The sequence below is a fragment of the Streptomyces sp. SirexAA-E genome (genome assembly GCF_000177195.2).
GTDB lineage: Bacteria > Actinomycetota > Actinomycetes > Streptomycetales > Streptomycetaceae > Streptomyces > Streptomyces flavovirens.
Window position 1 is genome coordinate 4,952,667 of sequence record NC_015953.1, and the last position, 20,809, is coordinate 4,973,475.

Annotated in this window: 23 protein-coding genes; 15 read left to right on the forward strand and 8 right to left on the reverse strand. The window is 71.8% G+C overall.

The features are described from left to right. Positions 1 to 27: 27 nt before the first annotated feature. Positions 28 to 1,632 (forward strand): Na+/H+ antiporter, encoded by a 1,605-nt coding sequence (locus SACTE_RS22250; protein ID WP_014048267.1) that lies wholly within the window; start codon positions 28 to 30, stop codon positions 1,630 to 1,632. Here SACTE_RS22250 and SACTE_RS22255 read toward each other — a convergent pair. Beyond that, a complete protein-coding gene (locus tag SACTE_RS22255) occupies positions 1,605 to 2,540 on the reverse strand; it encodes a pyridoxal-phosphate dependent enzyme (protein WP_014048268.1) in 936 nt (311 codons plus the stop codon). The two genes, SACTE_RS22250 and SACTE_RS22255, sit on opposite strands and share 28 nt — an antisense overlap. A 33-nt stretch (positions 2,541 to 2,573) precedes the next feature. Continuing rightward, positions 2,574 to 3,164 (reverse strand): peptidoglycan recognition family protein, encoded by a 591-nt coding sequence (locus SACTE_RS22260; protein WP_014048269.1) that lies wholly within the window; start codon positions 3,162 to 3,164, stop codon positions 2,574 to 2,576. Positions 3,165 to 3,465: 301 nt separating this feature from the next. Between SACTE_RS22260 and SACTE_RS22265 the strand changes: the two genes are divergently transcribed. From SACTE_RS22265 to SACTE_RS22290, 6 genes are all read left to right on the forward strand, one after another. Next, a complete protein-coding gene (locus SACTE_RS22265; RefSeq protein ID WP_014048270.1) occupies positions 3,466 to 4,869 on the forward strand; it encodes a family 2B encapsulin nanocompartment shell protein in 1,404 nt (467 codons plus the stop codon). A 125-nt stretch (positions 4,870 to 4,994) separates the two neighbouring features. Then, positions 4,995 to 6,038, forward strand: a complete 1,044-nt coding sequence (locus tag SACTE_RS22270; RefSeq protein WP_019992369.1) for a family 2 encapsulin nanocompartment cargo protein polyprenyl transferase — start codon at positions 4,995 to 4,997, stop codon at positions 6,036 to 6,038. 93 nt (positions 6,039 to 6,131) lie between these two features. After that, complete coding sequence (locus SACTE_RS22275) at positions 6,132 to 6,731, forward strand: GNAT family N-acetyltransferase (protein WP_014048272.1); 600 nt, start codon at positions 6,132 to 6,134, stop codon at positions 6,729 to 6,731. Positions 6,732 to 6,804: 73 nt separating this feature from the next. Further along, positions 6,805 to 7,533, forward strand: a complete 729-nt coding sequence (locus SACTE_RS22280) for a DUF6304 family protein (protein WP_014048273.1) — start codon at positions 6,805 to 6,807, stop codon at positions 7,531 to 7,533. Between the two features lie 127 nt (positions 7,534 to 7,660). Next, positions 7,661 to 8,632: a DUF1648 domain-containing protein gene (locus SACTE_RS22285; protein WP_014048274.1), complete on the forward strand. Its 972-nt coding sequence runs from the start codon at positions 7,661 to 7,663 to the stop codon at positions 8,630 to 8,632. Positions 8,633 to 8,634: 2 nt separating this feature from the next. Further along, the gene (locus SACTE_RS22290) at positions 8,635 to 8,991 is read left to right on the forward strand and encodes a GntR family transcriptional regulator (RefSeq protein WP_014048275.1); all 357 of its coding nucleotides are present in this window, start codon (positions 8,635 to 8,637) and stop codon (positions 8,989 to 8,991) included. 62 nt (positions 8,992 to 9,053) lie between these two features. Here the strand turns inward: SACTE_RS22290 and snpA are convergent, their stop codons facing one another. Then, on the reverse strand, positions 9,054 to 9,719 hold the full coding sequence (gene snpA / locus SACTE_RS22295) for a snapalysin (protein ID WP_014048276.1): 666 nt from the start codon (positions 9,717 to 9,719) through the stop codon (positions 9,054 to 9,056). 250 nt (positions 9,720 to 9,969) lie between these two features. Between snpA and SACTE_RS22300 the strand changes: the two genes are divergently transcribed. The 3 genes from SACTE_RS22300 to SACTE_RS22310 all read left to right on the forward strand — a co-directional run bounded on the left by SACTE_RS22300 (position 9,970) and on the right by SACTE_RS22310 (position 12,367). Continuing rightward, positions 9,970 to 10,923, forward strand: a complete 954-nt coding sequence (locus SACTE_RS22300; RefSeq protein WP_019992367.1) for a LysR family transcriptional regulator — start codon at positions 9,970 to 9,972, stop codon at positions 10,921 to 10,923. Between the two features lie 73 nt (positions 10,924 to 10,996). After that, the gene (locus tag SACTE_RS22305; RefSeq protein WP_014048278.1) at positions 10,997 to 12,001 is read left to right on the forward strand and encodes an NAD-dependent epimerase/dehydratase family protein; all 1,005 of its coding nucleotides are present in this window, start codon (positions 10,997 to 10,999) and stop codon (positions 11,999 to 12,001) included. Positions 12,002 to 12,010: 9 nt separating this feature from the next. Next, positions 12,011 to 12,367: a DUF952 domain-containing protein gene (locus SACTE_RS22310; RefSeq protein WP_014048279.1), complete on the forward strand. Its 357-nt coding sequence runs from the start codon at positions 12,011 to 12,013 to the stop codon at positions 12,365 to 12,367. Positions 12,368 to 12,475: 108 nt separating this feature from the next. Here SACTE_RS22310 and sodN read toward each other — a convergent pair whose 3' ends face one another. Continuing rightward, positions 12,476 to 12,871: a superoxide dismutase, Ni gene (gene sodN / locus SACTE_RS22315; protein WP_014048280.1), complete on the reverse strand. Its 396-nt coding sequence runs from the start codon at positions 12,869 to 12,871 to the stop codon at positions 12,476 to 12,478. A gap of 180 nt (positions 12,872 to 13,051) precedes the next feature. Between sodN and sodX the strand changes: the two genes are divergently transcribed. Beyond that, positions 13,052 to 13,489, forward strand: coding sequence for a nickel-type superoxide dismutase maturation protease (sodX, locus tag SACTE_RS22320; RefSeq protein ID WP_014048281.1), 438 nt, complete (start codon positions 13,052 to 13,054; stop codon positions 13,487 to 13,489). Here sodX and SACTE_RS22325 read toward each other — a convergent pair. Continuing rightward, a complete protein-coding gene (locus SACTE_RS22325; protein ID WP_014048282.1) occupies positions 13,393 to 14,022 on the reverse strand; it encodes a CGNR zinc finger domain-containing protein in 630 nt (209 codons plus the stop codon). The genes sodX and SACTE_RS22325 overlap by 97 nt on opposite strands. 89 nt (positions 14,023 to 14,111) lie before the next feature. Between SACTE_RS22325 and SACTE_RS22330 the strand changes: the two genes are divergently transcribed. From SACTE_RS22330 to SACTE_RS22340, 3 genes are all read left to right on the forward strand, one after another. Then, positions 14,112 to 14,873 carry a class I SAM-dependent methyltransferase gene (locus SACTE_RS22330; RefSeq protein WP_014048283.1) on the forward strand — a complete coding sequence of 254 codons (762 nt, stop codon included), beginning with the start codon at positions 14,112 to 14,114 and terminating at the stop codon, positions 14,871 to 14,873. Between the two features lie 124 nt (positions 14,874 to 14,997). Then, the gene (locus tag SACTE_RS22335) at positions 14,998 to 15,498 is read left to right on the forward strand and encodes a SigE family RNA polymerase sigma factor (RefSeq protein WP_014048284.1); all 501 of its coding nucleotides are present in this window, start codon (positions 14,998 to 15,000) and stop codon (positions 15,496 to 15,498) included. Beyond that, positions 15,495 to 16,259: a hypothetical protein gene (locus tag SACTE_RS22340; protein WP_014048285.1), complete on the forward strand. Its 765-nt coding sequence runs from the start codon at positions 15,495 to 15,497 to the stop codon at positions 16,257 to 16,259. The genes SACTE_RS22335 and SACTE_RS22340 overlap by 4 nt, the downstream gene beginning before the upstream one ends. 62 nt (positions 16,260 to 16,321) lie before the next feature. On the opposite strand, the gene SACTE_RS22345 is transcribed toward SACTE_RS22340, so the two are convergent. The 3 genes from SACTE_RS22345 to SACTE_RS22355 are packed head-to-tail and all read right to left on the reverse strand — an operon-like array spanning position 16,322 to position 19,037. Then, the gene (locus SACTE_RS22345) at positions 16,322 to 17,083 is read right to left on the reverse strand and encodes an amino acid ABC transporter ATP-binding protein (RefSeq protein WP_014048286.1); all 762 of its coding nucleotides are present in this window, start codon (positions 17,081 to 17,083) and stop codon (positions 16,322 to 16,324) included. Further along, complete coding sequence (locus SACTE_RS22350) at positions 17,080 to 18,027, reverse strand: amino acid ABC transporter permease (protein WP_086021294.1); 948 nt, start codon at positions 18,025 to 18,027, stop codon at positions 17,080 to 17,082. Before SACTE_RS22350 ends, SACTE_RS22345 begins: the two co-directional genes overlap by 4 nt. A 47-nt stretch (positions 18,028 to 18,074) precedes the next feature. Beyond that, the gene (locus SACTE_RS22355) at positions 18,075 to 19,037 is read right to left on the reverse strand and encodes an ABC transporter substrate-binding protein (protein WP_014048288.1); all 963 of its coding nucleotides are present in this window, start codon (positions 19,035 to 19,037) and stop codon (positions 18,075 to 18,077) included. Positions 19,038 to 19,556: 519 nt separating this feature from the next. Between SACTE_RS22355 and SACTE_RS22360 the strand changes: the two genes are divergently transcribed. After that, on the forward strand, positions 19,557 to 20,789 hold the full coding sequence (locus SACTE_RS22360; protein WP_014048289.1) for an NADP-dependent malic enzyme: 1,233 nt from the start codon (positions 19,557 to 19,559) through the stop codon (positions 20,787 to 20,789). Positions 20,790 to 20,809: the final 20 nt, after the last annotated feature.

Consider the following 20,809-nt stretch of genomic DNA (forward strand, 5'->3'; position numbering starts at 1 on the left):
CGTTACGTCGGATGCGAGGACGGTGAGATGGACGCGCTGCCCCTGGTGGCACTCGTCGCGGCCAGCGCGGCGGTCGCGGGTGCCGCGCGGCGGACCCCGGTGCCCGCACCACTGCTGCTGGTGGCCGTGGGCCTGCTGGTGTCCTACCTCCCCGGGGTGCCGCACTTCACCCTGGACGCGCACATCGTGCTGCCGCTGCTGTTGCCGCCCCTGCTGTACACCGCCGCCGTCGACAGCTCGTACCTCGACCTGCGGGCCAACGTGCGGCCGGTCGCGCTGCTCTCCGTCGGGTACGTGCTCTTCGCGACCTTCGCCGTGGGCGCCCTGGCCTACTGGATCGTGCCGGACCTGCCGCTCACCGCCGCGCTGGTGCTCGGCGCGGTGATCGCCCCGCCGGACGCCGTCACCGCCGCGGCGATCGCCCGGCGGGTCGGGCTGCCCGCCCGGGTCACCACGATCCTCCAGGGCGAGTCCCTGGTGAACGACGCCACCGCGATCACCGCCTTCAAGGTCGCCCTCGCCGCGGCCGTCGGCGAGGGCATGAGCTGGGGTGCCGGGATCGTCGAGTTCCTGCTGGCCGCGGTCGGCGGCGTCGGGGTCGGCCTGGTGCTGATGGTCCCGCTGCACTGGCTGCGCACCCACCTCGGCGAGGCGCTGCTCCAGAACACCCTCTCGCTGCTGATCCCCTTCGTGGCGTACGCGGCGGCGGAGCGGGTGCACGCCTCCGGGGTGCTGGCGGTGGTCGTCGTCGCGCTGTACCTGGGGCACCGGTCCTGGCAGGTGGACTTCGCGACACGGCTCCAGGAGGCGGCGGTCTGGAAGATGGTCGCCTTCGTCCTGGAGTCGGCGGTCTTCGCGCTGATCGGCCTCCAGCTGCAGTCCGTGGTCAGGGGGCTGGGTACGTACGGCCTGACCGACGCCGTCCGGTACGCGCTGGCCGTCTTCGTCGCGGTGGTGCTGGTGCGCTTCGTCTGGGTGTACCCGGCGATGTACCTGCCGCTGTGGCTCTCCCGCCGCATCAGGGAGCGCGAACCCGCGATGCCCTGGACCTCGCCGCTGATCGTCGCCTGGGCCGGGATGCGCGGGGTCGTCTCGCTCGCCGTGGCCGCCTCCGTCCCGCTGGTCACGCACGACGGGGAGCACTTCCCGGACCGCAACCTCCTGCTCTTCCTGACCTTCACGACGGTCATCGGGACGCTGGCCGTCCAGGGACTCACCCTGCCCCTCCTGGTGCGGGTGCTGAAGCTGCCGGGGCGGGACGCGCGCGCCGAGACGCTGGCGGAGGCGCAGGCGCAGAGCGAGGCGTCCACGGCCGCCGAGGCCCGCCTGGACGAGCTGCTCTCCGATCCGCACAACTCCCTGCCCGGACCGCTCTCCGACCGGCTGCGCCATGTGCTGGAGCGGCGCCGCAACTCCGTCTGGGAGCGGCTCGGCGCCGCCGACCCGGTCACCGGGGAGTCGGCGGACGACACCTACCGGCGGCTGGCCAGGGAGACGATCGACGCCGAGCGGGAGGTCTTCGTGCGGCTCCGGGACGAACGCCGGATCGACGACGAGATGCTCCGGGTGCTGCTGCGCCGGCTCGACCTGGAGGAGGCCGCGGCCTACCGGGAGCCCGACGGCTCGACCTGAGGCCCCTGAGGGGCGTCGGGGCGCCCGGTGACGACGGCGGTCACCGTGGAGCCCGGGGCGAACGCGCCCTCGCCCGCCAGCACGGTCAGGGCGTACAGCAGTTTCGCGACGTAGAGGCGTTCGACGGGCAGGCCGTGCCGGTCCTCGAAGTCGTCGGCGAAGGCGTGCAGCCCGGCGGTCGTACGGGCGTAGCCGCCGAAGTGGAAGCGCTCGTCCAGGGACCACCGCCCCGCCGGGCCGCCGAACGCCTCCTCCTGCAGCGCGCGCACCGTCTCCCCCAGGAAGCCGCCGCGCAGCACGGGTATGCCCAGGGCGTGCTGCTCCGGGCCGAGCCCGGCGGCCAGCCCGGCGAGGGTGCCGCCGGTGCCGCAGGCCACCGCGACGGTACCGGCGGGTCCGCGCAGTTCGCGGCCGAGCTCTGTGCAGCCCCGTACGGCGAGCGCGTTGCTGCCGCCCTCCGGGACGACGACGCACTCCCCGAAGAGGCTCAGCAGGCCGTCCAGGACCTCGGGAGAGGTCTTCGCGCGGTAGGTGGAGCGGTCCACGAAGTGCAGTCGCATGCCGTCGGCCGCGCACCGGGCGAGCGAGGGGTTCAGGGGGCGGTGGGCCAGTTCGTCGCCGCGGACGACGCCGACCGTGGGGAAGCCCAGCAGCCGCCCGGCCGCGGCGGTGGCGCGCAGATGGTTGGAGTAGGCACCGCCGAAGGTCAGGACGGTGCGGCCGGCGGCGGCCCGCAGATTGGGACCCAGTTTGCGCCACTTGTTGCCCGGCAGGTCCGGATGGATCAGGTCGTCGCGCTTGAGCAGCAGCGTCACCGAGTGGCGGGTGAAGCGCTCGTCCTCGACCGGCTCCAGGGGTGAGGGCAGGGCGGGCCGCAGCCGGGAGAGGTCGAGCGCTTCGTCGTGCATCCGGGCATTGTCTTCCGCGCCCGTGCCCGGCAGCTACTTGAGGTGTTCCCGGACACGGGCGCGCATCCCGTTCATCGAGAAGCCGCGCGGGTCGACCTTTCCGGGCTGCCACTCCAGGTGCCCGATCACCGAGGAGGCGCCCCAGCGGTGGAAGCGGCAGAGCGCGGCCGCGGCCTTCCCGACGGCCTCAAGCTGGGCGGCGGGCCACGGGTCCTTTCCGTCGCCGAGGTTCTCGCACTCGAAACCGTAGAAGTGCCGGTTGCCGTCGGCGCCCGAATCGTCGACGTCGGGGAGCCGCTTCTCGGCGACGACGGCGCGCAGGACGTCGTCGTCGCCGAGACCGGCGTGGTTGACGCGGCCGTAGCCGACCAGGTGGACCCGGCCGTCCTTGGTGATCACGCCGTGGCAGAGCGGGCCGGGCAGGCCGGTGCGCCCCTCGCGGCACACGTCGACGGTCCGGGCGGAGCCCTCCGTGGCGGTGTGATGGAGCATCACCCCGTGCACCGGCCCCCAGGAACCTTTGTCGTTGCGGTTGTGGGTGCGCCAGTCGCCCACCTGGACGACGGTCAGGCCCTCGTCCTCGAGGGCCTTGAGGAATTTGTTCGCGGACATCGGTGAGGACATGGCCGGCTCCTTCGGTTCGCGGGGAGGGTGTCCGTACTGCGCTTGTACCGGAACGCGGTCCTCCGGACCACCGGTCCGGGCTCTGTGCGAAGCCCTGTGCGAGCCGATCCGGACAGGTGGAGGGCGGGACGGGGACACTCCCTCGTCCGGCGGCTCGTCGCCGCGCGGCACGCACGGCCGGGCGCGCCGATGTGCCCCGACTGAAGGCCGAATAATCACACTCTTTTGTGTAATAGCGCGCCGTGTTCCCCAGCTGAAAGGCTTCTTCACGCAGTTCAGCCCATGATCGAGAGGATGTCGGATGTCCGTTGGTGAAGAGGTTCGCGACACGCAGCCGCCGCAGCAGAGTCTCGGCACGGCGGCCGCGCGGAACCTCGCGACGACGACCAAGTCCGCCCCGCAGATGCAGGAGATCACCTCGCGGTGGCTGCTGCGGATGCTGCCGTGGGTGCAGGTGCAGGGCGGCACCTACCGGGTGAACCGGAGGCTGAGCTACTCGGTCGGCGACGGCCGGGTGACCTTCGTGCAGACCGGTGACCAGGTCGCGGTCATCCCCGCCGAGCTCGGCGAGCTGCCGGCGCTGCGGAACTTCGGGGACGAGGAGGTCCTGGCCGAGCTGGCCCGCAGGTGCGAACAGCGTGAAGTGGCGCCGGGTGAGCTGCTCACGATGTCGGGGGAGGCGGCGGACCGCGTCTACCTGCTGGCCCACGGCAAGGTGGAGAAGATCGGTTCCGGGCTGTACGGCGACGAGACGGTGCTCGGAGTCCTCGCCGACGGCGCCTACTTCGGCGACCACACGCTGGTGGACGGCGACGCCACCTGGTCGTACACGGCACGTGCCGTCACGGCGTGCACCCTTCTGACGCTCAGCCGTGCCGACGTACTGAACCTGGCGGCCCGCGCCGACTCGCTCCGTGACCATCTCGCCGGTCTGCTGGCCATTCCGCACCAGCGCACCAACCACTACGGCGAGGCGGAGATCGACCTCTCGGCCGGACATGTGGGGGAGAGCGTCGTCCCGCACACCTTCGTCGACTACGAGGCGGCGCCCCGGGAGTACGAGCTCAGCGTCGCGCAGACGGTGCTGAAGGTCCACAGCAGGGTGGCGGACCTCTACAACCAGCCGATGAACCAGACCGAGCAGCAGCTGCGGCTCACGGTCGAGGCGCTGCGCGAGCGCCAGGAGCACGAGCTCATCAACAACCGGGAGTTCGGGCTGCTCAACAACTGCGACTACGGGCAGCGGATCCAGCCCCACGACGGGGTGCCCAGCCCCGACGACATGGACGAACTCCTGTCGCGCCGGCGCGGTTCCAAGCTGTTCCTGGCCCACCCTCGGGCCATCGCCGCCTTCGGCCGCGAGTGCAACAAGCGCGGGCTGGTGCCGGAGAGCGTGGAGGTCGGCGGACACCACGTGCCCGCGTGGCGCGGGGTCCCGATCTTCCCGTCCAACAAGATCCCGGTCACGGACGCCCGGACGACGTCGATCATCTGCATGAGGACCGGCGAGCAGGAGCAAGGAGTCATCGGACTCCAGCAGAGCGGCATCCCGGACGAGATCGAACCGAGCCTGTCCGTCCGCTTCATGGGCATCGACGAGCAGGCGATCATCTCCTACCTGGTGACGGCCTACTACTCCGCCGCGATCCTCGTGCCGGACGCCCTCGGTGTCCTGGAGAACGTCGAGGTGAGCCGCTGGCGGTGACGTACGCGCCCGGGCGGACGGCAGCCGCCCGGGCCGCGGAGCCCGGGCGGCGCACCCGCCCGGGCCCGTACGCGCACGCCGCGACCAGGGTGCCTTCGAGGCGCCCGGAAGGAGTGACCGTGACCATGACGAGTACGGACGCCGCGACGGAGGGACAGGAGGCCGCAGTACTCCTGGAGCGCACCCGCGGCCTCGTGGACCCGCACCTCAGGGCGGCGGTGGACACGCTGCCCGGGGCGATACGGCGGGTCGCCCGGTACCACTTCGGTTGGCAGAACGCCGACGGGACACCCGCATCCGGGCAGGCGGGCAAGGCCATCAGGCCCGCGCTCGTGCTGGCCGCCGCCCGCGCGCTGGGCGGCGATCCGGAGTCGGCCCTGCGGGCCGCCGTCGCCGTGGAGCTGGTCCACAACTTCACCCTGCTCCACGACGACGTCATCGACGAGGACGCGACCCGGCGGCACCGTCCCACGGCATGGGCGGTGTTCGGCGTCCCGGACGCGGTCGTCACCGGTGACGCCGTGCTCGCGCTCGCCCAGCGGCTGCTGGCCGAGGACCCGCACCCCGGGTCCGCCCGTGCCTCGGCGCGGCTCTCCGCCTGCGTCATCGAACTGTGTGCCGGACAGCAGGCCGACTGCGCGCTGGAGGAGCGCGAACCCCTCGACGTCACCCTCGACGAGTGCCTCACGATGGCGACGGCCAAGACGGGCGCCCTGCTCGGCTGCGCCTGCGCCCTCGGAGCGCTCTACGCGGGGGCGGACGAGCCGGCCGTCGAGGCCATGGACGGCTTCGGCAGGGAGGCGGGCCTCGCCTTCCAGCTCATCGACGACCTGATCGGCATCTGGGGCGACACCGCCCGCACGGGCAAACCGGTCGGCGCTGATCTCGCCGCCCACAAGAAGTCCCTCCCGGTGGTGGCCGCCCTCACCTCGGGCACGCCCGCCGCCGACGAGCTCGCCGTGCTCTACCGCGGGGCCATGAACACCCCCGCCGAGGTGTCCGGGGCGGCGGCAGCGGTCGACCGGGCCGGCGGCCGCGACTGGGCCCAGGCCTGTGCGGCGGACCGGATGGCGCGCGCCGTGCACCACCTCTCCCGCGCGGTGCCTGATCCGGCGGCCGCGCAGGATCTGCTGGCACTGGCGGAGTTCGTGACCCGCAGGACGCACTGAGCGGGCCGCTGGTGACCGGCCGGTGCGGTCAACTCTAGGATCCCTTCGGTCGGTTGAGATCATCACGGCGGGACGGAAGGGACGGGGCCGGTCATGGGCGTACGCGTGCGGCAGGCGGACGGGCGGGACAGGGATCAGGTCGTGGAGATCATGGAGGCGGCGTTCCACCACGATCCGGTGAGCGGCTGGGTCTTCCCCGACGAGGAGCACCGGCGGGCGGTGCACGGGAAGTTCCTCGGCGTCTTCGCCGACGTCGCGCTGTCCGAGGGGCGTGTCGACCTGCTGGAGGACGGTACGGCCGTGGCCCTCTGGGTCTCGGTGCCCGCCGGGGCTCCCGAGGCCGAGGACGACACCCCGGCGCTCATGCGGCGGACGGCGGACCCGGACAACGAGCGGGCCGAGCTGGTGGGCCGGCTCACCGGCGCCGTCCACCCGCACGACCGGGCCCACGCCTACCTGCTGATGGTCGGCGTCCGCCCGGAGCACCAGGGGGAGGGGATCGGGGAGGCGCTCATCGGCGGCGCCCTGGAGCAGTGCGACCGTGAGGGCGTGCCGGCCTATCTGGAGGCGAGCAGCGAGCGGAGCCGCGGCCTCTACGAGAGGCTCGGATTCACCTTCACGGGACGGACGGTGGAGCTTCCCGACGGTCCGTCGATGTGGCCCATGTGGCGCGAACCGCAGGCCGGGAGGTAGGACCCGCAGGCCGGGCGGTGGAAGGGGGAGGTGGCCGGAGCGGGGGAGGGGACGGGGGCTACAGTCCCTGCCCATGACAGATGAGTCGTGGGCAGGCTGGTACCGGGACCGCCGTGGTTCCGAGGCCTTCATTCTCACCACGGACGGGCGGCGACTCCGCGTCCGGGTCCGGGGGACGGACTTCGAGGGGGAGAGCTTCGACGCCCTCCTCCCGGCGGCCGGGGTGGTGCCGGAGGCCGGTGCGTTCGACCTGGCCGACGGGGTGCTCGGCGACTGTGTGCTGGAGTGGGACCTGCCCCTCCCGGTCCTCGCGGCAGGAACGGTCCGTCAGGCCACGCTCAGCTGCCTGCTGTCCCTGCGCCGTGCCGATCCGGATCTGTACCTCGCGCTCCACCTGGACGGAGCGGTGTACGAGTCCCACCGGGCGGAGAACGACTTCGCTGCGGCGCTGGCCACGATCCGGGCCGTCCTCCCCCCGGACATACAACTGCAGATATGCACCGCCTGCGCCCTCTCCGGCTACCTCCCCGCGTCCGGCCGGGGCATCTCCGGGGGACTCGGCTGCTTCCGCGACGCGAAGGACGCCTACCGGGACGTGACGGAGGGGTCCGCCGTCGCCGGGCTGTGGGACCGGCGGACCGGACTGGTCCAGGAGATATGGAGCTGCCGGGAGTTCGAACCGCGGCCGTTCGAGCCGGGCCTCGTCACCGGGGCCCCGGCCGAACGGCGTACGGGCGCCCCGGGACCGACGGAGGGAGCCGGTGCCGGCCGGCTGGGCGTTCACCCGCTCGAACACGCCTGACGGCACCCGACCCCGAAGCCACCGCCCCGTACCGGACCGCCGGTACGGGGCGGTGCCGTGTCCGGAGGGCCACAGGGCGTTGTCATGTTTGCATTGTTCTACTAACATGCGAACAACGGAGGTGCTCATGAACCCTAAGAAGCTCGGGCGCGCGGTCCTCGTCGCCCTGCCGTTCCTTGTCGTCCTGATCCTCGCCCTCGTCCTCGCCGGCACGCTCTCGGACCGGCTGCCCGGCCGGTTGGCCACGCACTTCTCGGCCACCGGTGAGGCCAACGGGTACACGGGCCGCACGACGTTCCTCGTCCTCACCGCCCTGGTTCCGGCGCTGCTCGGCGCCTGCTGGACCTACATGGCCGTCAGGGGCCGGTTCCACGGCCGCGCGTACGACGGGTTCACCGCGGCCGGGTACGCGACCGCCGCGTTCTTCGGCTACCTGACGACGGTCACGCTGTTCGCCAACGTGGACACGGCCGACGGTGCGCCGGGGGCGACGTTCACGATGTGGCACCTCGTGGGCGCCTTCGGTTCGGCCGCCGTCGCGGCAGCCCTCGGCTACTTCCTCGCGAGGCTGCTGCCGGCCCTGCCGGACGACCCGGAGGCCGCTGCCGCCCGGGAGGGTGCCCGCATCCCACTGGCCGACGGAGAGGTCGCCGGCTGGGTGCGGAGCATGGCGTCCTGGTGGCTGCCGGGGACCGCTCTGGCGATGGTGCTCGCCGGTGTCGTCCTGACGTTCGCCCTGCGGCCGGTCACCGGCCTGCCCCTGATGGTCATCGGCCTGGTCCTCCTGCCCTACAGCCGGCCGAACGTCACCGTGGACCGCCGCGGTCTCATCGTCTCCGGACTCCTGCCCTGGCCGCGCGTCCACGTACCGCTGGAGCGCATCGACACCGCCACGAGCCGGAACGTCAAGGCCGTGGCGGAGTACGGCGGGTGGGGCTACCGCGTCCGCGCGACCCGCTCGGGCGTGATCACTCGGTCCGGGGAGGCGATCGTGGCCCGGCTGGAGAACGGGCGCGACTTCGCCGTGACGGTCGACGACTCGGCGACCGGGGCCGCCTTGCTCAACACCCTGGTCGACCGTCGGCGAGGGAGGAGCTGACGGTGCTGTTCCGGGTCGACCCCTCCTCCTCGGTGCCGCTGGGCGACCAGATCGCCGCATGCGTCCGCCGTGCCGTCTCGGACGGATCGGTGGCTCCGGGTGAGCGGCTTCCGGCGGCGCGCGCGCTCGCCGACTCCCTGGGCGTCAACGTCCACACCGCCCTGCGCGGCTATCAGCGGCTGCGCGAGGAAGGCCTGATCGAGCTGCGCCGGGGCCGGGGCGCGGTGGTCACCGCCGGCGCCTCCCCGCACCGCGCCCGGCTGCTGGAGGGGGTGCGCGCCGTGGTGGCGGAGGCCCGGGAGCTGGGACTGGCGGAGGGTGATCTGCTGGATCTGGTCCGCGCGGAGCTGAACGCCTGAACCCCGCACCCCGTGCCGCGGGGGCCGCCCCTCCCGGAGCGGCCCCCGCGCCATGAGCGGGATCAGGAGCCGGCGCGTGCCAGGGCGGCCGCGATGCCGTTCTGCCAGAGGGAGTTCACCCGGGAGCGCTCGGTGGCGTCCGGGTAGGCGTTGGTGCAGGAGGGGCCGGGGCCACCGCCCGACATCAGCTCGCTGCACGGCCCGCTGTAGTGGTCCGGCAGGCCGAGCACGTGCCCGGTCTCGTGCGTGGTGACCCGGGTCGAGTCGTACTGCTGGTTCTGGGCGTAGTCGAGGAAGACGTACCCCCGGCCGTGCCCGTCGGTGCTGGCGTAGGAACCGCGCGCGTCGTTGCCCTCGTAGTAGACGAAGTCCGCGTTCGAGCCCTCCTGGAGCTTCACGTTGCCGACCGAGCTGTTCCAGATGGACGCGCTGCTCGCTATCTGGCTGCGGAAGCTGGGCGCCTGGGCGGCGCTGTAGACCACGGTGACCGCCTGGGCGCCGGGCACGGCGGCGCGCTTCTCGGCGACCGACTTCATGACGGCCTCGAAGAACGCCTGGTTCGCGGCGGCGTTCTCGCTCGAACCGGCGTACGCAGCGTAGCCGTTCGTGGTGGAGGTGGAGGGCGCGGAGTGGGCCGGGGCGGTGGCGGCCGCGGGGGAGGCGCCGAGCGCCACGGCGAGGCCGAGACCGGCGACGGCCGACATGAGGACGGTCCTGGGGTGTCTCATGGGGGGGTTCTCCTACCTGTCCGATGAACCCCGTCCGAGGACGGGGAACGGGTGGGGGGTACGGAGAGAGTGTCGGGCCGCCCGGGGCGGTCGCGGATGATGTCAACCGGCGATAGCGCCGCCCTATCACCGGCACAGGAACGACACAGCACCCGCACATGGACATCGCCCCAACAGCCCCTGAATCGGCCTGTTTAGCGGCATTGGATCCCCTGGTGCTTCCCGTGTGCACGGTCATACGCTCATCGCCATGGAGTTCGAGGTGAGACACCTCAGGGCGCTCTGCGCCATCGCCGACACGGGCAGCCTGCACCAGGCGGCACGGCGGCTGGGCGTCAGCCAGCCCGCGCTGACTACCCAGCTCCAGCGGATCGAGAAGTCCCTGGGCGCGTCCCTCTTCAGCCGCGAGCGCACCGGCTGCCGGCCGACCCTGCTCGGCCGCTCCGTCCTGAGCCGGGCCCGCCCACTGGTCGACGGCATGGCGGCCCTGGTCGACGCCGCACTCGCCGAGGCCGAGGCGGCCCGCGAGGGCGGCCCCCGGCTGCGCATCGGGTCCACCGCGAGCCGGGTCATCGGCGGCTGGCTGCGCCGGCTGCGGATACGGCTGCCCGGTACCGACATCTCGCTCCGGGTCGACGTCTCGGCCCGGGAGCTGCTGCGCGCGGTGGCGGCGGGCCGGCTCGACGTCGCGTTCGTGCACGAGGTGGAGGGTTTCCCGCTGACCGTCCCGGAGGGCCTGGGGCAGCGCGTACTCCTGGAGCGGGAACCGCAGTTCATCTCCCTGTCGCGCGATCACCCGGCGGCGGCCCGCCCGGTCGTGGACCTGGACGACCTGGCGGGCGACCGCTGGATGGTCGATCCCTCGGTCGACGGCGAGTGGGACGGGGTGCGCCGGGTACTGGGCGCGGCGGGTCTGGACCCGCCCGTGCTGCACGGCGACTACCTCACGGCGGCGTCCCTCGTCGTCCTCGGCGAGGCGGTCGCCCCCTGCCAGCCCACCTCGGGGCCGCGCGAGGACATGGCGATCCGCCCGCTGCGCGGCGACCCGCTGGCGGTACGGCTGCTGCTGGTCTCACGCCCGGGGACCGACACGGACACGGTGTACGCGGAGCTGGAGGCGGCCTACCGCGAGGCGGCGCGACGCGCCGCCGCGTACCACCAGTGGCTGCTGCGCCACCGCAGTCCGCTGGTCGCCGTGGACTGACGGCCGGGGTTCCCCGTTCTGCCGACAGCAGGGCGCCGTTTCCCGTACGGAGGACCGCGGGCAGGACCGTGCCATGAGGATCCTGATGCTGGGCGGCACGGAGTTCGTCGGCCGCGCCGCCACCGAGACGGCGCTCGCACGCGGTTGGCAGGTCACCGTATTCCACCGCGGCCACCACGCCCCGCCCCCCGGCGTACGGGCGCTGACCGGCGACCGTACGCGGGGCCCGGCGGGGCTCACCGCCCTGGAGAGCGGTACGTGGGACCTGGTGGTCGACACCTGGAGCGGCGCCCCTCGGGCGGTGCGGGACGCGACCCGGCTGCTGTCGGGCCGGGCCGGGCACTTCGCGTACGTCTCCAGCCGCTCGGTGTACGCCTCGCCGAGCCCGCCCGGACGGGCGGAGGACGCCCCGCCGGTGGAGGGCGCGTCCCCCGACGCGGGCGGGGACGTCTCCTACGCCCTGGCCAAGCGGGGCGGTGAGCTCGCCGCGGTCGACGCGTTCGGCGACCGGGCCCTGCTGGTCCGTGCCGGTCTGATCCTCGGCCCCGGGGAGAACGTCGGCCGGCTGCCGTGGTGGCTGGGGCGGACGGCCCGTGGCGGCCCGGTGATCGCACCGGGACCGCCCGGGGCCGGCATCCGGTACGTCGACGCACGGGACCTGGCGAGCTGGATGCTGGACGCGGCGGCGCGAGGCCTCGGCGGCGCGTACGACGTGGTCGGCGGGCCGGGGCACGCCACCATGGGCGAGCTGCTGGACGCCTGTGTCCGGGTGACCGGCTCCGGCGCCGAACTGCGCTGGACCGATCCCGAGGTGCTGCTCGCCGCCGGGGTGGAACCGTGGACCGACCTGCCCGTATGGCTGCCCGCCGGTGAGCTGTACGACGCCGTCCACCAGGCCGACGTCACCAAGGCGTACGCGGCCGGCCTGCGCTGCCGGCCCGTCGGCGAGACCGTCGCCGACACCTGGTCCTGGCTGTGCGCACGGGGCGGCACTGCACCGCAGCGGCCCGACCGCCCCGGGGTCGGCCTCGACGCGAGGACGGAGGCGAGGCTTCTCGCCGGTGAGGGGGCGCCGTAACGTGGCCGGATGACGCACGAGTTGCTGCACCTGACGGAAGCGCCCCTCTGGGAGGCCGCCCGCGCGGCCGGGGCCTACGAGATGTCCACCCGGGGCCGCACCCTCCGGGAAGAGGGATTCGTCCACTGCTCACTGCCCCACCAGCTCCCCGGCGTGGCACGGGCGCTGTACGGTCCCGGCGCCCAGGGCCTGGTGGTGCTGGTCATCGACGCGGACCGGCTGTCCGCACCCGTGCGGTTCGAGGCGATGGACCCCGGCGGCGAGGAGTTCCCGCACATCTACGGCCCGGTCCCGGTGGACGCCGTCGTGGAGGTCCGGCGCTGGCAGGACCCCGCGGGAGGGGACGGCCCCTCGGCCGACGGGTGAGCCGGGCGTAGGGCGAGCGGCGCACAGGGAAGGGCCCGGACGCCTCAGGCGTCCGGGCCCTTCCCCGCGGTGGACCGGCGGTCCGGCCTCGGCCGGACAGGAGGCCGGTCAGGCCTTCTTGGTCTCCCAGAAGATCTTGTCGATCTGGGCGATCAGGTCCAGGGCCTTCTGGCCCGTGGCCGGGTCGTTCGAGCCCTTGGCCGCGGAGAGCGCCTTCAGGGTGTCGTTGACCAGCTGGTGCAGCTCCGGGTACTTCTCGAAGTGCGGGGGCTTGAAGTAGTCGCTCCAGAGCACCGAGACGTGGTGCTTCGCGAGCTCGGCGCGCTGCTCCTTGATCAGGATGGCGCGCGTGCGGTAGTCCGCGTCGTCGTTGGCCTGGTACTTCTCCTGGACGGCCTTGACGGACTCGGCCTCGATGCGGGCCTGGGCCGGGTCGTACACGCCGCAGGGCAGGTCGCAGTGCGCGCTGACCTTCACCTTGGGGGCAAACAGGCGGGAAAGCATGGAGCTGTCCTTCCTCGTGATCGTCTTCTCAGGTGGGACATTACTCCGTGGGGGAGTCTTTTTTGCGCCTGCCCCCGTGGGCTTAGGCCAAAAGTCCAGGGTGAGGATGAGACCAGTGGCCGGATGTACGAAACGGTACGCACGGCGGTGTACTGGAGGACGGACCGGGAGGTGCCACGGATGCCGGAGCTGACGCAGGAGCCCGGAGGCGGACGGGCGGTGCGCAGACCGTTCCAGGTGGTGGAGGTGACGGGGCCCTCGATGGTGCCCACCTTCTACCACGGGGACTGGCTGCTCGTGCAGTACGGGGCGCGGGTGCGCCCCGGCGACGTGGTGATTCTGCGCCACCCGTTCCAGCAGGACCTGCTGGTGGTGAAGCGGGCGGCCGAGCGGCGCGGCAACGGGTGGTGGGTGCTGGGCGACAACGCCTACGCGGGCGGGGACAGCACGGACTACGGCGCCGTGCCCGAGGAACTGGTGCTGGCCCGGGTGCGCGCCCGCTACCGGCCGCTGAAGAACGATCAGCGCTCGCTGGCCGGAGTGCTCGGCTGGGCTGTGTCCGCGGTGCGTCCCGTCTCCGCTGACCGCTCCGTCTCCAGGCGCTTGCGGGCCCGGTAGGCCGCCACGTTGGCGCGGGTCGCACAGCGGTCCGAGCAGTAGCGCCGCGAGCGGTTGGTGGAGGTGTCGAGGTAGGCGTTGCGGCAGGGGGCCGCCTCGCACAGCCCAAGCCGGTCCACACCGTACGAGGTGAGGTGGAAGGCCAGGCCCATCGCCGCGATGGCGGCGAAACCGGCCGTGGCGTTCGACGGGTGGTCGGCCAGGTGCATGTGCCAGTCCGGCTTGCCGTCCGCGTCACGGGTGTCGTGGCCGGAGATCTGCGGGCTCACCGGGAATTCCAGCAGCAGGGAGTTCAGCAGGTCCACGGCGAGTGTCTCGGCGCCGCTGTCGGCCGCCTCGAAGACCGCGCGCAGCCGGGCCCGTACGGACCTGAAGCGCGTCACGTCCGCGTCGGTGGCGCGTCGGGCGGCCTGGGCGTTGGCACCGAAGAGCTCGCGCACGGACTCGACGGTGGTGAGCGAATCCTTGGCGCGGGCCGGCTCCTCGGTGTTCACCAGACGCACGGCGTAATCCGAGTAATGGGCCAGTTCCACTTGTAGTCCTTACGGCATCGGTCTAGGGTCGCTGTTGTCGACCAGTGTAATGGTCGAGCATGCTTACTGGGCATTACGTGGAGGTTGGGATGGCGGAGGCTGCGCAGATTACCGACTGGCACTCCTGGCAGGAGAGCTGGGACCGGCAGCAGGAGTGGTACATGCCGGACCGCGAGGAGCGGTTCCGGGTGATGCTGGACATGGTGGAGGCCGTCGTGGGGCCCGCACCGAGGGTCCTCGACCTGGCGTGCGGTACGGGAAGTATCACCGACCGCCTCTTCAAGCGGTTCCCGGACGCCACCAGCACCGGTGTCGACCTGGACCCCGCCCTGCTGGCCATCGCCCGCGGCACCTTCGAGGGCGACGACCGGGTCACCTTCGTGACCGCCGACCTCAAGGACCCGGCCTGGACGGAACGCCTCCCGCACACCTCGTACGACGCGGTCCTGACCGCCACGGCCCTGCACTGGCTGCACAGCGAGCCGCTCGCGGAACTGTACGGGCAGGTCGGGCGACTGGTCCGTGACGGCGGGGTGTTCATGAACGCCGACCACATGATCGACACGGCGACCCCGCGAATCAACGCCGCCGAACGCGCGCACCGGCACGCCGCGATGGACCGCGCCCGGGCAGAGGGAGCCGTCGACTGGGCCGACTGGTGGGCCCTGGCCGCCGAGGACCCGGTCCTCGCGGCGCCGACCGCCGAGCGCTTCCGCATCTACGGCGAGCACGCGGACGGTGACATGCCCTCCCCGCAGTGGCACGCCGCCACCCTGCGCGCCGCCGGCTTCGCCGAGGCACGCGCGGTCTGGAGCTCGCCCTCCGACAGCCTGGTCCTCGCGGTCAAGTAGCCGGCACCGAAAGGAGTCAGGGACGGCCCTGACTCCTTTCGTGTGCCCGCAACCTCCCGCCGGGCCCACCGCACTGGAAGGGTGAGACGGTCCGCGCCCGCGGGCCCGGAGAGGGGCGCCGACGATGCGGATCGATGACGACGCCGCGCTGTACGCCTTCGTGGAGAACCGCCGCACCGCGCTGTTCCGCAGCGCCTACCTGTTGTGCGGCGACCGGCACGAGGCCGAGGACCTGGTCCAGACGGCCCTGGTCAAGGTCGTGCTCGGCGGAAGGCGTCACGGACGGCTCGACAACATCGAGGCGTACGCACGCAAGACCCTGGTCAACACCTTCATCGCGAGCCGCCGCCGGTTCTGGCGGCGTGAACAGGCCTACGCGGAGCTGCCTGACCACGCGGCGGCGCCGACCGACACGGACACCGGGCTGGTGGTGCGTCAGGCGCTCGCCGGACTCACCGCCAAGCAGCGTGCCGTGCTCGTCCTGCGCTACTGGGAGGACCTGAGCGTGGCCGAGGCGGCCGAGACGCTCGGCATGCGGGAGAACACGGTCAAGAGCCACACGGCCCGGGGGCTGGCGGCGCTGCGCACGCGGATGGCGGCGGACATCATGGAGGAACTGGTATGAACGACGTGCGTGAACTGCTGGCACGGGCCGCCCGGGACGCCGGCCGCCCGGCGGTCTCCACCGGGGCGGTGTACGCCAGGGCCGCCCGGGTCCGCTTCCGCCGCCGGGCGGGCGTCGCGGGGGCCGCGCTCGCGGTCGTCGCCACCGGGGGAGTGGCCCTGCCCCAGCTGACCGACGGCACGCCCACGGGCACCTCCGTCGCGGCGGCCCCGGTCGCCACGGCGAGCGGAGGCGACAAGGCCGGCCGGCTGGCCGCCCTGCTGCCCGAGGCCGTGGGCGGCGTCGAGCAGGTCTCCCTCGCCGCCCTGATCAAGGGCGTGCCCCCCGAGCATGCCGGGGAGACGTACGTCGGCCCGCTGGACGGGCAGTACCTGATCCGCGAGGACGGCGGTGCCGGCTATCTGACCCTGTCGTTCATGAAGCCCGCCCAGGTGGAGAGGAAGTTCGGCGGAAGCCTCGGCGGCGACCTGTGTGCCACCCAGGGCAAGGAGCCGCCGCGCACCGACTGCGTCCGCGAGCGGCTGCCGGACGGCGGCGTCCTGACGACCTGGCGGGACGCCATGGCGTACGGCGGCAGCCCGCAGTGGGGGCCCGAGATCACCGGGCGGCTGGTGCTGAAGGACGGCTCACTGCTCGCCGTGCGCTCCAGCACCGGCTATCTCGGACCGCGCTCCCAGGGGCCGCTGCTGAGGAACCCGCCGCTCGACCGCGCGCAGGTGCGCGCTCTGATGCTGCGGCCGGAGCTGCGACCGCGGGGCTGATGTCATGCGCGAAGGGCGGTACGGACCACCGGCCCGTACCGCCCTTCGCCGTGCGGCCGGACCTACAACACCTTGGACAGGAAGGACTTCGTCCGGTCGTGCTGAGGGCTCGTCAGGACATCGCGGGGGTGGCCCGACTCGACCACGACCCCGTCGTCCATGAACACCAGCGCGTCGCCCACCTCGCGGGCGAAGCCCATCTCATGGGTGACCACGATCATCGTCATGCCGTCCTCGGCGAGGCCGCGCATGACGTCCAGGACGTCGCCGACCAGCTCCGGGTCGAGCGCCGAGGTCGGCTCGTCGAACAGCATCAGCTTCGGCTCCATGGCCAGGGCGCGGGCGATGGCCACCCGCTGCTGCTGGCCGCCGGAGAGCTGCGAGGGGTAGTTCCCCGCCTTGTCCGAGAGGCCGACGCGGTCCAGGAGCCGCTCGGCGCGGGCCCGGGCGACGGCCTTGGCCTCGCCCTTGACCTGGATCGGGGCCTCCATGACGTTCTCGACCGCCGTCATGTGCGGGAACAGGTTGAAGCGCTGGAAGACCATGCCGATGTCCCGGCGCTTCAGGGCGACCTCGCTGTCCTTGAGCTCGTGGAGCCGGTCGCCCTTCTGCCGGTAGCCGACCAGGTCGCCGTCGACGTACAGCCGGCCGGCGTTGATCTTCTCCAGGTGGTTGATGCACCGCAGGAACGTCGACTTGCCGGAGCCGGACGGGCCGATCAGGCAGAAGACCTCACGCGGGGCGACCTCCAGGTCGATGCCCTTGAGGATGTGCGCGGCGCCGAAGGACTTGTGTACGCCCTCGGCCTTCACCATGGCGGTCATGCGGAGACACCTCCCGAGGGGCGGTTGCTGAAGGAGGTGAGAGCCACCTTGACCCGCTGGAACGGGGTGAGCGGCAGGCTCCGCAGCGAGCCCCGGGCGTACCGGCGCTCCAGGTAGTACTGGCCCACGCTGAAGATGCTGGTCATGACGATGTACCAGATGGAGGCGACGAAGAGCATCTCCATCACCGCGTAACTGGTCGAGCCGATCTGCGACGTCGAGCGCAGCAGCTCGTTGTAGGTGACCGCGTACACCAGGGACGAGGTCTTCAGCATGTTGATGAACTCGTTGCCGGTCGGCGGGATGATGACCCGCAGCGCCTGCGGGAGCACCACGCGGCGCATGGTCTTGGCCTGGGTCATGCCCAGCGCGTGCGAGGCCTCGGTCTGGCCCTCGTCCACCGACTGGATGCCCGCCCGGCAGATCTCCGCCATGTACGCGGCCTCGTTGAGGCCGAGCCCCAGCAGGGCGCACATGAAGGGGGTCATCACATCGGTCATCTCGTCCTTGTAGACGAACGGGATGTTGAGGATCGGGAAGACCAGGGCGAGGTTGAACCAGAGCAGCAGCTGCACGTAGACGGGCGTGCCGCGGAAGAACCAGATGTAGAGCCAGGCGACCCAGCTGGTCACCGGGTTCTTCGAGAGCCGCATGACGGCGAGGACCACACCCAGGACCACGCCGAGGACCATGGCGAGCACGCTGATCATCAGTGTGCGGCCGGCTCCGGCCAGCACGGTGTCGTCGAACAGCTTGTCCTGGACCGCGTGCCACTGGATGTTGCCCTGCGAGAAGGCGTACACCAGGGCGGCGAGCAGAGCGATGACGACCACGGCGCTGATCCAGCGGCCGTAGTGCCGGACGGGAACGGCTCTGATGGTCTCCGGCGCGACGGTGGTGGGACCGGAGACGGGCGCGTCGGCGACCGATGGGCCGCCGGGCACCTTGTCGAACTTGTCAGTCACGGTGACTGCCCTTCAGGGTGCGCCGGTCACTTGCCGCCGTTGACGGCGGCCTTGTCGATCGCTCCGGTGCCGGCACCCCACTTGTCGAGCACCGCCTTGTAGGAGCCGTCGGCGATGATCGCGTCCACGGCCTCCTTGAGGACGTCGCGCAGCTCGGTGTTGTCCTTGTTGACCGCGATGCCGAACGGACCCGCGTCGACCTGCTCGCCGACCACCTCGAAGTCGTTGCCGCCGCCGGCCTTGCGGGCCAGGTCCACCGCGACCGGGTAGTCGTTGACACCGGCGACCGCGCCGCCCGACTTCACGCGGGTCTGGGCCTCCGTGTCGTTCTCGAAGGACTCGATCTTGACGGCCTTCCCGCCGCCGTCGGTGCAGGCCTTGGACTGCTTCTTCAGCGCGTCCTCGTAGGTGGTGCCGCGCTGGACGGCCGCGACCTTGCCGCACAGGTCCTCGATGGACTTGATGCCCTCGGGGTTGCCCTTCTTGGTGTAGACGGCGGTGCCGGCCAGGAAGTAGTCGACGAAGTCCACGCCCTTGCCGAGCTTCTTGCCGCTGTCGTCGAGGCCTTCCTGGCGCTGCTTGTTGTCCGTGATGGACGACATGGCGATGTCGTGGCGGCCGGTGTTCAGGGCGGTGATCAGGCCGTCGAAGGAACCGGAGGTGAACTCGAACTTCACGCCGAGCTGCTTGCCGAGGGCGTCGGCGAGATCCGGGTCGACGCCGACGATCTTGCCGTTCTCGACGGATTCCATCGGGGCGTACTCGGCATTGGTGCCGACCTTGATGACACCGGACTTCCGGTACTTCTCCGGCAGCTTGTCGAAGAGCGGGGCACCGCTCTTGGAGGCGGTGGTGTCACCGGCCTTCGTCGAACCGCCGTCGGTCTGGTCGCCACAGGCGGTCAGCAGCAGGGTGCCGGCGACCGCGACCGCGCAGACCGCGGCAATCCGGGACTTCGCGGTCGTACGACAGAGGGTGCTTGCGGTCATGGTCGGTGTCCTCCGGCGGTGAGGGAATGCTGGTCAGGTGGGTGCGCACGCACCTTCGAGTGTCGCCACCTTGTGTGATTAGGGCATCTTGCCATTCGGACGGGTCCATTCAGGGGGCCGAGCATGTCAAAATCGGGTAACGGGTGATCCCCGGACCCCAACGAGGCTGTGCCGTAAGGCCGGATCATCTGTTGGAATTCGAGCTTTGCCCCGGAGAATCTCCGGTACGTCTCGACCCGTGGACGACCTTTGTGCTCCTTAGTGGACTTGTCCAGATATTCGACTATGAGTCACATCACCGCGTCGATATGGACTCGTCCCGAGCCCGGTCCGTCGGGTAAGAAAGACCTTTACACCCCTCATCCGGGGCTCAGGGCGCGTGTGCGGCGCGCCCGCGCGTACCACCCCCCGGCCGGAGCGGATCGACCGCTCGGTGCCGGGGACGTACGCGGTGCCCGCCCACCCCTCCTCAACCAGGAGTGGCCACCCTCAATGATGAAGACTTAAGGGGTCAACACAATGGCAGCGGAGATCGTCAATCCTCGCAGCGACAGCGCGCCCGGCCCGGCCGGCGCGGACGGCATCAGCGGTACGGACGAACCCTTCGATCCGGCCTTCGCCCTGCACCGCGGCGGGAAGATGGCGGTGCGGTCCACCGTCCCGATCCGCGACAAGGACGACCTGTCCCTCGCGTACACGCCCGGCGTGGCCAAGGTGTGCAGCGCCATCGCCGACAACCCCGAGCTGGTGCACGACTACACCTGGAAGTCCCAGGTCGTGGCCGTCGTGACGGACGGCACCGCCGTGCTCGGCCTGGGCGACATCGGACCCGAGGCATCCCTCCCGGTGATGGAGGGCAAGGCGATCCTCTTCAAGCAGTTCGGCGGGGTCGACGCGGTGCCGATCGCGCTCGCCACGACCGACGCGGACGAGATCGTCGACACCGTGGTGCGCCTCGCGCCGTCCTTCGGCGGGGTCAACCTGGAGGACATCTCGGCGCCCCGGTGCTTCGAGATCGAGCGCAAGCTCCAGGAGCGCCTGGACATCCCGGTGTTCCACGACGACCAGCACGGTACGGCCGTCGTGACGCTCGCCGCCCTGCGGAACGCGGCGAAGCTCTCCGGCCGGACGCTCGGTGATCTGCGCGGCGTCATCTCGGGTGCCGGCGCGGCCGGTGTGGCCATCGCGAAGTTCCTGCTGGAGGCGGGCATCGGCGATGTCGCCGTCGCCGACCGCAAGGGCATCGTGAGCAAGGACCGGGACGACCTCACCGACGTCAAGCGGGAACTGGCCGAGCTCACCAACCGGGCAGGCCTCACCGGTTCCCTCGAAGTGGCCCTGGCGGGGGCCGACGTGTTCATCGGTGTCTCCGGAGGCACGGTCCCCGAGCCGGCCGTCGCCTCCATGGCGCCGGGCGCGTTCGTCTTCGCCATGGCCAACCCGAACCCCGAGGTCCACCCCGAGACCGCGCACAAGTACGCCTCCGTGGTGGCGACCGGCCGGTCGGACTACCCGAACCAGATCAACAACGTGCTGGCGTTCCCCGGCATCTTCGCGGGCGCCCTCCAGGTCCGGGCCTCCCGGATCACCGAGGGTATGAAGATCGCCGCGGCGAACGCGCTCGCGGACGTCGTCGGTGACGAACTGTCCGCCGACTACGTGATCCCGTCCCCGTTCGACGAGCGGGTCGCCCCGGCGGTCACGGCCGCGGTGGCGGCCGCGGCCCGCGCCGAGGGCGTGGCACGCCGCTGACGCGCCGGAGGGGCGGGAGG